Consider the following 13,224-nt stretch of genomic DNA (forward strand, 5'->3'; position numbering starts at 1 on the left):
TCCGCTTGATCTTATTGGAACACGGCCTCTGGGGCATCAAGACTGTCTGAGCCTTCGAATTCAACCTGATCAAGACCCAATATGGACACCACCCGCTCGATTGATTTGGTTTGATCAACCAGACCGTTCACACCGCCCATGATCAAAGCCTCGCCGCCAGCATTGCCGGCCTCAAGCATCTGATCATAAGAGAAACCTGCCTCAGCTGTGCTTTTGATGCGACCAAGAGCTTGCATGGTGTTGCTCAGTTTCAAACGCATTTCGGTGTCCAGATCCGCGTCAGTTGCGGCAACCAGATCTGACAGGGATGGGCCGGAAACAAGGCGGCCATCGGTGCGAACATATTCGCCCAAATAAACATTCTGGATGCCCAAGCCATCATAGTAGTGGCTGTTATGTGTGTTGTCCGAGAAGCAGTCATGCTCTTCCTCAGGGTCGTTTAGCATTAGGCCAAGACGCATGCGCTCACCGGCCTGTTCGCCGTATGACAAAGAACCCATGCCGGTGAGGATTGCGGTGATTCCCTTGTTTTCGTCTGCGATAAGTTGGGCGCGGGCGTTGCCGCCATCCTGCCATTGCGCGGCCATCCATTCCAAATCCGAGACTAACAAGTCGGTCACGGCGGTCAGGTATTCCGCGCGGCGGTCGCAGTTACCGCCTGTGCAGGCATCCCCGGCAGCAAAATCTGTCGAAGGACGGTTGCCTGCACCGTGGGCTGTTCCGTTCAGGTCCTGACCCCACAATAGAAATTCAATGGCGTGATAGCCGGTGGCGACGTTGGCCTCGATCCCGTCTGCTTCTTGCAGGGTTTCGGCTAGCAATTCTGGTGTAATGTCGCGGGCATCGATTTTTTCGCCAGACAGCTCAAAGCTTGGGTTGGCGATAACATTCAGAACCGCGAAATTGTTTTCGTCTGTTGGGCCACCATAGTTGGCATCAACATAGTCGATCAGGCCTTCATCCAGTGGCCAGGCGTTTACCTTGCCTTCCCAGTCATCAACGATGGCATTACCGAAACGGAACACTTCGGTTTGTTGATAAGGAACACGCGCTGCCAGCCAAGCAGCACGGGCAGTTTGCAGGTTTTCTGCGGTCGGCTCGGCCACAAGTGCGGCCACGGCAGCTTGCAGTGTTTCAGCGCTGCTCAGGCTGTCGCTGTATTTTGCGGACGCGATGTTTGCGTAATTATTGAGAATATCGGCTTTATTGATGGCATCGCCTGCCAGTGCTGCTGGGGCGAGGCTTGTCAGGGCAATGGCGCTGACGGAGAGCGTGAAAGACTTCATTTCACAAGGTTCCTTAACACAGTGTGGAGGACCGCAGTAACAGTCCGGAATTTCTCGGTTCAATGCGCAGTGACCTGCGCGTCGTGTTCGGGCTTGCCTATTGGATTCGTCAGGCTGGCTTGCTGTCTATTAGTTGATTTAAAAAGTCAGGATTGTCAATCTGAGTATTTTACTCAATTAATGAAATTGTAGAAACTTTACGGCTTTTACCTCCTAGACCATTCTATAGATGTGCCATGAGTTACTCCTCATCGCTTGCACCAGATCAGCAGGCTTGCTATGCCGCTTTTAAAACCCGATAGAAATAATCGGAAAGCTATGGGGCCGATTTGCAACCAACTCCTCCCAGATTAGAGATTAAGAACCTTGTGCAACGTTACGATGGTCGCAAGGTCGTGGATGATGTGTCGCTCAAAATTGCACCGGGGCAGGTGGTTTGCCTGTTGGGTCCTTCTGGGTGCGGCAAATCAACGACATTGCGGATGATCGCAGGCGTTGAGATGCAAAACAGCGGTGAGATTTGGGTTGATGGCAATCTGGTTTGCGACACGGTGTTTCGCGTCCCGCCGGAGCGGCGCCAAATTGGCTTGATGTTTCAAGATTTTGCCCTGTTCCCGCACCTAAAGGTGGGGGAGAACGTGGCCTTTGGTTTGAGCGACTCAAAAGCTGATAAGGGCAAACGAGTCGAAGAGCTGCTGCGCCGGGTTGGCATGGCACGTTATCTTGAGGCCTATCCGCATGAATTATCAGGCGGCGAGCAGCAACGGGTGGCTTTGGCCCGCGCTTTGGCTCCGCGTCCCAGCATCATGCTGATGGATGAGCCGTTCTCAGGCCTGGACAACCGTCTGCGCGACGGTATTCGCGATGAAACGCTGGAAATCCTGCGCGAGGAAGATACGGCAGTTCTACTGGTGACCCATGAACCCGAAGAGGCCATGCGCATGGCTGATGAAATTGCCTTGATGCGCGGTGGGAGGATTGTGCAACAGGGTGCGCCATACAACATCTATAATGCGCCAGTGGATCGCGAGGCTGTGGCTTTCTTTAGTGACGTCAATATTATCCGTGGTACGGTGAACGGCGCACTGGCGGATACGCCCTTTGGGCAGTTTCTGGCGCCGGGTGTAGGCGATGGCCAGGAGGTTGAGATCGTCACACGCCCACAGCACATCAAGATTGATTTTGATCGTAGTGGCGTAGGCCCGAGCCCGACAATTAAATTTGGTACACCGGCGCGGGGTACCGCCGTGCGTGCGCGGTTTATGGGTAGTGAAAGTCTGGTCGAGTTCCGCATGGATCACGACGGATCGACCCTAAAGGCGACTGTGCCTAACGTGTTTCTGCCCAAGCCCGGCAAAGCCATGTGGTTGATGTTGCGCCGGGATCGCTGTTTTGTCTTTCCGGTAGAAGCCACTTGAGGCGCAATCTTAGAGGACCCTGCAATGAGCATCGAAATTGATTTGTCAGGCAAGCGTGCACTTGTGACCGGTGGGGCAGGCGGTATCGGGCTGGCCTGTGCCGAAGGCCTGTGCCGTGCCGGAGCTGAGGTGACGATTTGTGATCTGTCCGAGGTGGCGTGCGAAACCGCGGTGCAGGAGCTGCATGCCGACGGGCATGCGGTTCAGTATGTGGCCTTTGATGTTAGTGACCGTTCGGCCTGCGAAGCAGTATTCGCACAACTGGCAACGTCGGGTGGTGTGGATATTCTGGTGACCTGTGCGGCTGTTGTGAAGGCCGTTCCAATCCTTGATTTTGATCCCGAGGACTGGGCACGTATTCTGGATGTGAACCTCAGCGGTACGTTCCATTGCTGCCAGCTGGCTGGGCGTCAGATGGTCGCAAACGGTTGGGGGCGGATTGTCACGCTCAGCTCGGTCAACGGGCAGATCGCCAACGCCGGGCGCGGGGCCTATTCCTGCACCAAAGGCGGTGTTGACATGCTGACCCGTCTGCTGGCCGCAGAACTGGGCGATCAGGGCGTGACCACCAACGCGGTTGCGCCGATCCCGGTCGATACCCCGATGATCAAAAAGGTTCACGGCCCTAAAGATCGTGAGTTGTGGCACGCCCAAACTCCGATCAAACGTTATGCTACAACGCAAGAGGTTGCGGATGCGGTGTGTTTTCTGGCGTCAGAACAGGCCGGCTTTATCAACGGCCATATTTTAAATGTGGATGGAGGGTTCATGTCTTCGGGAATTTTGCCGAAGACATGAGTGTCTGATCAGATCAGGTCTTTATAGAACGGTCACTACAGTTCCGATTGGCACACGGTTGTACAGGTCTTCGACGTGTTTGTTCAGCATCCGGATACAGCCGTTTGAAACCGACCTACCAATTGTTTTTGGTGCGGTCGTTCCATGAATGCGGAAGTATGTGTCGCGCCCATTTTGGAACAGATACAGTGCCCGGGCACCTAGTGGGTTATCGCCACCACCGGGTTGAACATAATCATTGCCTTTGAATTTGGCATAAGCGGATGGATCACGCTCGATCATTTCATTTGTCGGCCGCCAGGTGGGCCATTCTTTTTTCACGCTGATAGTTGCGGTGCCACTGAATTCCAACCCGGCTTTGCCGACGCCGACGCCGTAGCGCAATGCCTCGCCAGGGGCCGTGATGAAATATAGAAAATGCGCCCGCGGCAAAACCAAGAGCTGGCCGGGCTGATATTTCGAGCTGATGCTCACTTTTTGCGGGTTGAACTTTTGCTCAAGCTCAAAGGCGTGCCCTGTCGCAGGGAGTGCGGCGGCTGTCAGGCCAGTGGCGATGAAGTGGCGACGTGTGATCATAACAAGAGGTCCTTAAAACGTTTGATCTTAAAATAATATGCTGTGAGCTGACTTCAAAATAAAAATACGGTGAAACTGAGGAGGTTTCTTGGAATTGTGGCTGATCCGCGCCAGCGTCGAGACCTATGGTACTGCATCGGGACTTAAATTCACAGATGCACAGCGTATTGTTCAGCCATGCACATTCACATTTAGTTGTTTTGAAACGTTACCAACGGATCTCCAGTTTGGTTGCAGAAGGAAATTACAGCCTTCTGCAACATTCAAATCGACTTGCCCATCACCGCTGAATTGAACGTGGTAGGGCAAAACAATGGGAAAGGTTACCCAATGAACAAGATCAAAACCCTCGTGGGCGGAATTGCCCTGTCTGTTATCACTGCAACCACCGCTTTGGCTGCTGGCCCTGATGTGAACGCGTCATCAACAGGCCTTGCAATGCAGGGCTATGACCCGGTGGCTTATTTCACCGTTGGTGAGCCTACGGAAGGTAGCTACAAAATCTCTTCCGTCTACAATGACGCGACCTATCGTTTTGCGTCGGAAGAAAACAAAGCGGCATTTGAAGCCAACCCAGAAGCCTATGCTCCGGCATATGGTGGATACTGTGCCTTCGGGACTGCAATGGGCTTCAAATTTGATGGTGATCCTGATTACTGGAAAATCGTTGATAACAAGTTGTACCTGAATCTGTCGCAAGACATTCAGGAACGTTGGAATGGCGATGTTCCGGGTTTCATTACAAAAGCGGATACAAACTGGACTGACATCAAAGATGCGACACCTGCATCATTGCAGCAGTAAGCCTTTCTCTTCCTGTTTGGCGAAGAATGGTGGCAGAGATTCTGCCGCCATTTTTTATGACGTGGCGCATTTCAACGTGCACAAAATTACCTGACGAAAGAGTTACTCTGCGGCGGTGCAGTTTCTGGAATTTTTTGCAATTCATTGCGGGGAATGTGGCAGCGGATCATGTGACCGCTCGCGCCCTCTTGCCAGGGTGGTTGTTCCTGGTCACAGATTGCACCCAAACGGTGGGGACATCGGCGTTGAAATGGACAGCCCTGTGCGGGTGGCGACAGCTCGACCACATCCTCGGCGCATAGCTGGGGCGCTGTGTCCGGGTCCGGCTCCAGAACGGCCCTCAGCAAAATGTCAGTATAAGGATGAGAAATCGCGCCATAGACCTGCTCGGTTGGGCCGTATTCGCACAAACGCCCCTGATAAAGCACGGCCACACGATCCGAGAGCGCCCGAACCACTGCTAAATCATGGCTGACAAAAACATAGGTGGTGTTCTTACTGCACTTGAGATCATTGAGCAGATCCAGAACCGCCGCCTGGACCGAGACATCCAGCGCTGATGTCACTTCGTCACAAAGTACAATCTCAGGTTCGGCGGCAAAGGCACGGGCGACGGCCACGCGCTGTTTTTCACCACCTGACAGCTGGCTGGGCAGGCGGTCGATGTAATGCGGGCTTAGCCGTACGGTTTCCAGAAGCTCGACGGCCCGGTCGTGCAGGGCTTGCCCCTCCAATTGGTCATAAAGGCGCAAGGGTTGCGCCAGTATCTCTCCAATGGTTTGACGTGGGTTCATGCTCTCATCCGGATTTTGAAAAATCATTTGGATCCGGCGAAGTTGTTCAGGGGATCGCTTTTCGACCAAAGCGGGCAGGTTTATCTCATCGGCAACGCAGATTTGCCCTGTTTTGGGTGGTAACAACCCGGCAATGGCTTTGAGAATGGTGGACTTTCCGCTACCTGATTCGCCAACAAGGCCAAGGGTTTCACCCCGTGCGATTGTCACCGTAATCCCATCAACAGTTGGCACTGGGGGAACTGCACCACGTAAACGATCAAACAAGCCTAGGTTACTATAGCTGAGCGAAATTCCATCAAGATCCAGTGCTGGGCGGCCATCGGGGCTATGGTGTATGGGCTCATGCCGTCCCTGATCCATAGTGGAACTTAGTGTGTCTTCAGGTCGAAAACAGTGCACGATTCCACCCTGACCATCTGGAATGGGTGGGGGTGGAGAGGCGGAACATCGTGCCTCGGCCAATGGGCAACGTGGGGCGTAGGCGCAGCCGTTTCCGGCGCCGCCGGGTGGGGGTGGGCGACCTTCTAAGGCGACGGGCAAGCGCCGGTCTTCCAATCGGGGGATCGAAGCCAATAATCCCTTGGGATAAGGGTGCGATGGCGTTCGCAAAACTTGTCGTGTTGGGCCATCTAGGATGATCTGACCGGCATACATCACCGCTACGCGGGCACAGCTACGGGCGATAACACCCAGATCGTGACTGACATACAGCATGGCCATATTGCGGCTCTCGGCCAGATCGTTCAACAACTGCAGAATATGCGCCTGCGTGGTGACGTCTAGCCCGGTTGTTGGTTCGTCCAGCAACAAAGCCTCGGGTTCACCAGCCAAGGCCATTGCGATGGCGACGCGTTGTTGTTGCCCACCAGATAGCTCATGGGGAAACCGTTGCAGGATTGTACTGGGGTCGGGCAATCGTACCTGTGCCAGCAGATTATGGGAAACCTCTTGATGCTGATCGGCAGGAACTGAGGGGCAATGCAGGCGCAATGCCTCGCTCAGCTGCGTTCCGATACGCATTGTCGGTGTCAGAGCTTGACCAGAGTTTTGCGGAATAAGCCCCAATCGCCCACCGCGAATGGTTTCAAGCTCTTCGCGAGAGCGGGCGAACATATCATCACCCTGAAAACAGACATGACCGGACAATTTTCGTAGCCCACCTTTTAAAAACCCCATAGCCGCCAGGGCCAATGTGCTTTTACCTGAGCCGCTTTCGCCAACCAGACCGATGCTTTCACCGGCACGGATGCTCAGACTGATGTCGCGTAATACGGGCAGGGTGGCACCGGAGCGACCGGTGAAACCGACAGACAAGTTCTGGATGTCGACGATTGGCATATTGCTCATTCTACAGTACTGCCTTTCCGGCGCGGTCGATGCCCAGTGCCTTAGCCAAAGCATCTGCCATCAGGTTGACACCGATGATCAGGCTGGACAGGGCAATCATCGGCCCCAAAACACCCCAAGGGGCCAAGGACATGAACGTACGGGCATCGTTGATCATGAGGCCCCAATCTGCGGTAGGCTCTGACACGCCGAAGCCCAGGAATGACAGGGATGAAAAGGTCAGTAACATCCAGCTCAGGCGCATTGCCCCTTCAACCAGAAGCACATCCAGAACATTTGGCAGCAGTTCGCGCCGAATAATTTCATGCTGCGGGTGCCCGCGTGCACGGGCCGCCAGCACAAAGTCACGGGCAACAACAGTTTGCGCCGCGGCCCTGACCACACGGATCACCGGGATGCCAAAGAAGAACGCCAAGGTTGGGATCAACACCTCGTTGCCCGTGCCAAAAATGACCACCAAGACCATCAGCGGCAAGATGCCCGGTAACGCCAGAAAGGCATCAACTGCGCGCATCACCATCTCGTCCGGCCATCCGCCACGCAGGCCTAGCCAAACGCCGATCAAACCACCCCAAAGCACAGCAATCGGCGTGGCAATACCGCAAACCAGCAATGCCTCGCGTCCGCCCAGCATGACTCGGCTCCAGACATCGCGGCCCAGATGGTCGGTGCCCAGCCAATGTTCTGGCGAGGGGGCTGACAGGATCATCCCGGCATTCATTGCCTTGTAATCATATGGCGTGAGCCACGGGCTCAAGAGTGCCATGAGCAGATGTGCCAAGACCAAACCCAAGCCAATGGCTCCGGATGGGCGCGACATGACATCCCGCAACACCGTGCCCCAACGGCGAAGTAATGATGGGCGCGTCTGGGCGCGTGATGGGGGAGCAAGGCTCATTTGCGCCTCAGATGTTGAGTGCGTAGGCGTGGGTTCAGTAGAATGGTCAACAGATCCGCCAGTAGGTTGATGCCGACGTAGGTGGCGGCCACCAGAATGGCGATAGCTTGAATGACCGGCAGATCGCGATCCGAGATTGCATCAATCATCATCCGGCCCAGGCCCGGATAGTTGAACACGACCTCAACCACCACGACGCCACCCAACAACCATGCAATCGTTAGCGCGACGATGTTGATGGCAGGTAAGAGCGCACTGGGCAAGGCATGGCGAAACACCATCCGCCAATATGGTACGCCTTTGAGTTGAGCCATCTGGATGTAATCACTGGTCATCACCTCAATAACCGATGACCGGACCATGCGCATAATATGGGCCACCATCACCAGGGTCAGTACGATCGCGGCGGGGACAAATTCAGGAAAGAAATCCAAAGCTGGTGCATCTGCGGGTGTCAATACCACCGCAGGCAGTACCCCAAGCCAGATCGAAAAGATCAAGGTAATGATCGTGGCGGCGACGAATTCGGGGATAGTCATTGCAAAAATGGCCCCGGTAGAAAAGAAAATATCAAGGAATTTATCGCGCCATAACCCGGTGATTACTCCTAAAAATATCGCAAGCGGCACGCCAACGCTTAACGCACCTGCGGCCAGCAAGATTGAATTTTTGACCCTTAGGCCGACCTCTGTGGCGATGGTTGTGTTACCGTTGGCTGATACGCCCAGGTCGCCTTGAATAGCCCCAGTTGCCCAATTTAGATATCGCTGGGCGGCGGGCTGATCCAGGCCCAGTTGTGTGCGACACCTTTCCAGCACTTCGCCTTGTGCATCGCGCTCCAGATAGGCCGTGCAGGCATCGCCGGGCAGGGCTTCAATCCCCATGAAAATGATAACTGACACCATCCAAATGGTGGCAAGGCCAAGGGCAAGACGACGAAGAATTAATTCTGCCATGCGGTCCTGTGGGCCTCTTGTGAGCAGCGAGGCCGCTGAAGTTGCGGGCATATGCCCAGTTCTGGCTAAGCCTAGCCCAACCTGATCACAGCCGTCGACCCTTTACTTGCCATGCTCACGATGCAAATTCCCAACATCTGGTAAAACCTGCGTGTGACATTGCAATATGAATAAGCGTTAGCCCTTATGTTTGATTTCGATTTTGCGTCCGACATCCGCAGGACTGGGTAGGGTGGCGTGCGCTTTTGCCATTTTTGATACTCGCGCCAGAATGTCATCGGGCATAGGTGCAACCTTGGGGCCGTCCAGATTGACATGAAGGGTCAACCCTTCGCCAGTGGCTGAAATCCAGCCGTCCTCGTGAAACAGTTCCTGATAGGTGTGGAAACGTTTGCCGTCATAGTCGAGCATGTAAAATGAGGACCGCAGACGTTCGCCCAACTTGACCTCGCGCAGATAGCGGATGTGAAACTCGGCTGAAAAGGTCGTGTGATTGGTGCGTTTGACGTAATTCGGCCCAAAGCCTAATTCGGCAAACACTTCATCCGACATGCGATCAAACAAAACGGTGTAATAGCCCATGTTCAGGTGGTTGTTGTGATCAATCCAACCCGGCTCGATCTCGTGATAGGTCGAAAAGAATGGGGCAGGTTGGGACATGATCCGGAGCATCTCTCGTTGGGCGTTCTCTGCATAAAGGGTATGCTACGGAATGCAATGAGAAAGCACGGAAATAAAAATCTCTGCCTAATTGGTCGGCAGATGCTCTAGTACGTGACACGGCACGTTGCGCCCCATCTCGCAGGCCTTTTGCAACAGTGGCATTGCGGCGCTCAAATTTTCTGGGGTTGGGATGTCGGTGTAAGTGACAACTGCCTGCCAAGCGATTGCTTCGCAGCCTTCAGCCACATGCAACCTGCAGCTTTGAGTATAAAGCGCCTGAGGGTCACGTTCCAACGCCGTCAATAGTAAGGCCACGGTAAAGCATGCCGGGCCATTGTCCGCTATGCATTCTGTCTCAAGCCGTCTTGCGACTAGCTGCGGGGCTTCCGCTTCATCTATGGTCGGTTCGTATTCCAAACCAAGGGTGGCAATGTTACGAGCCAGCTGGACACATGCTCTGATGTCACCATTCAAACAAGCCGTAGAATAAGAGGGATACAAAACGGCGATTTCTGCTTCTGTTTCTGTATCTGGGGACACAGTGTGAAAAAGATCTGTAGTTTGGTCGCGGTGCAGGCAGGCGTCTTCTTTTCCTGCATCGCATTGCTTTTGTAGGCGGTATATATGGTGTTTTGCGGCCTCTCGCGCCAGCGCCAAAAATCCATCTCGCTCTGCAAAGTAGGCTCGCGCGACTTGGTTGCTATCTTGGCCGCTTTGCCGGGCTTTTTGCGAGCGATACAATAAGAGCCCGACATCATAATCGAACGTTGCACGCGCCAGACAAGACTGTGGGTTTTGACGCTCGCAGCCCGTCTCAGCAATTTCGCGTAGGTCCAACAACGCTTGCGCTCCCGGAGTGTCCAGGCCGGTTGAGGGGCGTATACGTCCCGTCTCAGCAAGGATGTATTCTCGTGCTCTACGACAGCCGTCAGAATATCCAAAGTCAGCAGTACAGTCAGTTTTGGCTTGCTCAAGCGCGAGCATGTTTAATGTCTTAGCGCGGAGCTCGTCACGTGGAAACGGAGAGATTCCGATGCTATAGCGCAGAGCGAGATCGCGGCATTCCTCAAAGACATCCGTTGGATCGCAAGTATGGGAGAGTTGCGCTTGCTCTGCCGCAGCTATTCCGCCACCAGAAATCGCAAATGCTGCGATGGTATTGCGCAGCATTGCTTTGATTCTGATATGCATCGCAAAAAGGCCTTAGAGCCCGAGTTTTTGCGCGACGATCTCGTTCACAGCTTTGGGATTGGCTTTGCCGCCTGTGGCTTTCATCACCTGACCTACAAACCAGCCGGCAAGTTTCGGGTTTTGCTGGGCTTTTTCGACCTGTGCGGGGTTGTCAGCGATGATCTGATCCACGGCGGTTTCAATTGCTCCAGTATCTGTCACCTGCTTCATGCCACGCTCTTCGACGATCTGTGCGGGATCGCCACCCTCGGTGTAGACGATTTCGAACAGGTCTTTGGCGATTTTTCCGCTGATCGCATCAGAGGCGATCAAATCAACAATGCCACCCAGCTGTGCTGGTGATACGGGTGAAGAGGCGATGTCAGCGTCATCCTTATTAAGACGGCCAAACAGCTCATTGATTACCCAGTTCGCAACAACCTTACCTTCGCGCCCCTGCGCTGCAGCCTCGAAATAGCTGGCATTCTCAGCCTCGGCGGTCAGGACGCTGGCGTCATAGTCAGACAAGCCCATATCGTTGATCAAGCGAGATTTTTTCTCGTCGGGCAGTTCGGGAAGAGTGGCCGCGATGTCATCTACCCAAGCCTGCTCGATCTCAAGCGGCAACAGGTCAGGATCCGGAAAATAGCGGTAATCATGTGCTTCTTCTTTGGAGCGCATCGACCGGGTTTCGTTCTTATCCGGGTCATACAACCGGGTTTCTTGATCAACGGTTCCACCACCCTCGACGATTTTAATCTGGCGGTTGGCCTCAATAATGATCGCCTGCTGGATGAAGCGCATGGAGTTCATGTTCTTTATTTCGCAACGGGTACCCAGATGCGAAAAATCCTGCGTCTCTTGATACTTTTCATACGCACCCGCCCGGCAGATCGAAACGTTGACGTCCGCGCGCAGGTTTCCGTTTTGCATATTGCCATCGCAGGTGCCAAGATAGCGCATGATTTGGCGGATTTTGGCGATGTAGGCAGCGGCCTCTTCTGGACCACGAATATCTGGCCGGCTGACGATTTCCATCAGGCAAACACCGGTTCGGTTCAGGTCAACAAACGACATTGCAGGATCCATATCGTGGATCGACTTGCCAGCGTCCTGTTCCATGTGAATGCGCTCAATCCGGACCTGACGCGCAGTGCCGTCGCCTAGTTCAACCAGCACTTCGCCTTCGCCCACGATGGGATGGTAAAGCTGCGAAATCTGATAACCTTGGGGCAGGTCAGGGTAAAAGTAGTTCTTGCGGTCAAAGGCCGACTTCAGATTGATTTCAGCCTTCAAGCCAAGACCCGTACGCACGGCCTGCTCTACACAGTATTCGTTGATCACGGGCAACATGCCGGGCATCGCCGAATCTACAAAAGCCACGTTTGAGTTAGGCTCTGCGCCAAACTTTGTTGAGGCCCCGGAAAACAGCTTGGCATTCGAGGAAACCTGCGCGTGGACCTCCATCCCGATGACCAGTTCCCAGTCATATTTGGCCCCGGCAATAACCTTGGGCTTTGGGGTGTCGTAAGTCAGGTCCAGCATAGCAGTGTCTCCGGTGCGGAAAAGTCTTCCGCCTTCTACGGCAGCCGCCCCCGGCGGGCAAGGGGGCTGTCGGGCCTTCTGTCCTTGCAGGGGGGCTTTTTCATCCTGTTTCGTTGTTCAGTTGCACCGGCGTGATTTGTGCTGGTGTTATTTGTAAGAGATGTTGTTCCCGGTGCAAGCGTGCAGCTATGCGCGAACGTCGCCATGCTATGGTTTTGGTGGGGAAATTGGATGTTGCTCGTCATTGGTAAAATAGTGAATATACAACGATGAAACAGTTAAGCGCTTATTTTATAATGGCTCTTTTGGCGATGCCTGCCTTTGCGCAGACAGATTCGTCGGGGTCCTCCAGCAAAACTCTGAAACCACCGGCGCGTGAGGGCAACATTCCGCGCACCCGTTGGGAGGGGCAGAAAAGCGGCGCGTTATGGACGCGCGCCTCGCTTGCGGCGTTGAAAACCCATGGTGCGGCGCTGGCAAATATGGTGCCGGCAGATGTGACCGATTGGTGCCCGGCATACCCAGAAGCAGATCTTGAGGCGCGGCAGGCGTTTTGGGTGGGGTTGATTTCGTCTTTGGTAAAGCATGAAAGCACGTTTCGACAGACCGCTGTTGGCGGCGGCGGGCGTTGGTATGGTTTGTTGCAGATCACACCCTCGACCGCGCAGCTTTATAAATGCAACGCACGCTCGGGGGCCGCACTCAAAGATGGGGTGGCGAACTTGAATTGCGGCATTCGGATCATGGCGAAAACCGTGCCACGTGATGGGGTTGTGTCACGTGGCATGAAAGGGGTCGCGGCTGATTGGGGCCCGTTTTACAGCAGTCGTAAACGCAATGATATGATGGCGTACACCCGCGCGCAGACCTATTGCAAACCCATCGAATCAACCCGTCCCAAGACGCGACCCAAAGGGTTGAGCACTCCGGGAGCAGAGCGTTAGGGCCGGGTAAATTTGCGTACAG

General features: G+C 54.3%; 12 protein-coding genes. 4 read left to right on the forward strand and 8 right to left on the reverse strand.

What is annotated here, in order from left to right; all coding sequences use genetic code 11:
* Window positions 1-11 precede the first annotated feature (11 nt).
* Window positions 12-1,286 carry an imelysin family protein gene (locus D9A02_RS09255; protein WP_120500705.1) on the reverse strand — a complete coding sequence of 425 codons (1,275 nt, stop codon included), beginning with the start codon at window positions 1,284-1,286 and terminating at the stop codon, window positions 12-14.
* A gap of 329 nt (window positions 1,287-1,615) precedes the next feature.
* On the opposite strand from D9A02_RS09255, the gene D9A02_RS09260 reads away from it, so the two are divergent.
* Both D9A02_RS09260 and D9A02_RS09265 read left to right on the forward strand, forming a co-directional pair.
* Window positions 1,616-2,704 carry an ABC transporter ATP-binding protein gene (locus D9A02_RS09260; protein WP_120500706.1) on the forward strand — a complete coding sequence of 363 codons (1,089 nt, stop codon included), beginning with the start codon at window positions 1,616-1,618 and terminating at the stop codon, window positions 2,702-2,704.
* A 24-nt stretch (window positions 2,705-2,728) separates the two neighbouring features.
* Entirely contained in the window at window positions 2,729-3,502 is a 774-nt protein-coding gene (locus D9A02_RS09265) for an SDR family NAD(P)-dependent oxidoreductase (protein ID WP_120500707.1), read from the forward strand.
* 21 nt (window positions 3,503-3,523) lie between these two features.
* On the opposite strand, the gene D9A02_RS09270 is transcribed toward D9A02_RS09265, so the two are convergent.
* Window positions 3,524-4,078, reverse strand: coding sequence for a L,D-transpeptidase (locus D9A02_RS09270; RefSeq protein WP_120500708.1), 555 nt, complete (start codon window positions 4,076-4,078; stop codon window positions 3,524-3,526).
* Between the two features lie 330 nt (window positions 4,079-4,408).
* Here D9A02_RS09270 and D9A02_RS09275 point away from each other — a divergent pair, with 330 nt between their 5' ends.
* A complete protein-coding gene (locus D9A02_RS09275; RefSeq protein ID WP_120502456.1) occupies window positions 4,409-4,882 on the forward strand; it encodes a YHS domain-containing (seleno)protein in 474 nt (157 codons plus the stop codon).
* Between the two features lie 86 nt (window positions 4,883-4,968).
* On the opposite strand, the gene D9A02_RS09280 is transcribed toward D9A02_RS09275, so the two are convergent.
* The 6 genes from D9A02_RS09280 to gatB all read right to left on the reverse strand — a co-directional run bounded on the left by D9A02_RS09280 (window position 4,969) and on the right by gatB (window position 12,258).
* Window positions 4,969-7,017 carry an ABC transporter ATP-binding protein gene (locus tag D9A02_RS09280; protein WP_254054593.1) on the reverse strand — a complete coding sequence of 683 codons (2,049 nt, stop codon included), beginning with the start codon at window positions 7,015-7,017 and terminating at the stop codon, window positions 4,969-4,971.
* 10 nt (window positions 7,018-7,027) lie between these two features.
* The gene (locus D9A02_RS09285) at window positions 7,028-7,924 is read right to left on the reverse strand and encodes an ABC transporter permease (RefSeq protein WP_120500710.1); all 897 of its coding nucleotides are present in this window, start codon (window positions 7,922-7,924) and stop codon (window positions 7,028-7,030) included.
* Window positions 7,921-8,880 carry an ABC transporter permease gene (locus D9A02_RS09290; protein WP_120502457.1) on the reverse strand — a complete coding sequence of 320 codons (960 nt, stop codon included), beginning with the start codon at window positions 8,878-8,880 and terminating at the stop codon, window positions 7,921-7,923. The genes D9A02_RS09285 and D9A02_RS09290 overlap by 4 nt, the downstream gene beginning before the upstream one ends.
* 177 nt (window positions 8,881-9,057) lie before the next feature.
* Complete coding sequence (locus tag D9A02_RS09295) at window positions 9,058-9,540, reverse strand: thioesterase family protein (protein WP_120502458.1); 483 nt, start codon at window positions 9,538-9,540, stop codon at window positions 9,058-9,060.
* A gap of 87 nt (window positions 9,541-9,627) precedes the next feature.
* The gene (locus D9A02_RS09300; RefSeq protein ID WP_120500711.1) at window positions 9,628-10,713 is read right to left on the reverse strand and encodes a hypothetical protein; all 1,086 of its coding nucleotides are present in this window, start codon (window positions 10,711-10,713) and stop codon (window positions 9,628-9,630) included.
* Between the two features lie 33 nt (window positions 10,714-10,746).
* Window positions 10,747-12,258, reverse strand: coding sequence for an Asp-tRNA(Asn)/Glu-tRNA(Gln) amidotransferase subunit GatB (gene gatB / locus D9A02_RS09305; RefSeq protein ID WP_120500712.1), 1,512 nt, complete (start codon window positions 12,256-12,258; stop codon window positions 10,747-10,749).
* Between the two features lie 269 nt (window positions 12,259-12,527).
* On the opposite strand from gatB, the gene D9A02_RS09310 reads away from it, so the two are divergent.
* Entirely contained in the window at window positions 12,528-13,202 is a 675-nt protein-coding gene (locus D9A02_RS09310) for a transglycosylase SLT domain-containing protein (RefSeq protein WP_254054594.1), read from the forward strand.
* Window positions 13,203-13,224: the final 22 nt, after the last annotated feature.

It is taken from the genome of Roseovarius sp. EL26 (assembly GCF_900327775.1).
In the GTDB taxonomy this organism is placed as follows: domain Bacteria; phylum Pseudomonadota; class Alphaproteobacteria; order Rhodobacterales; family Rhodobacteraceae; genus Roseovarius.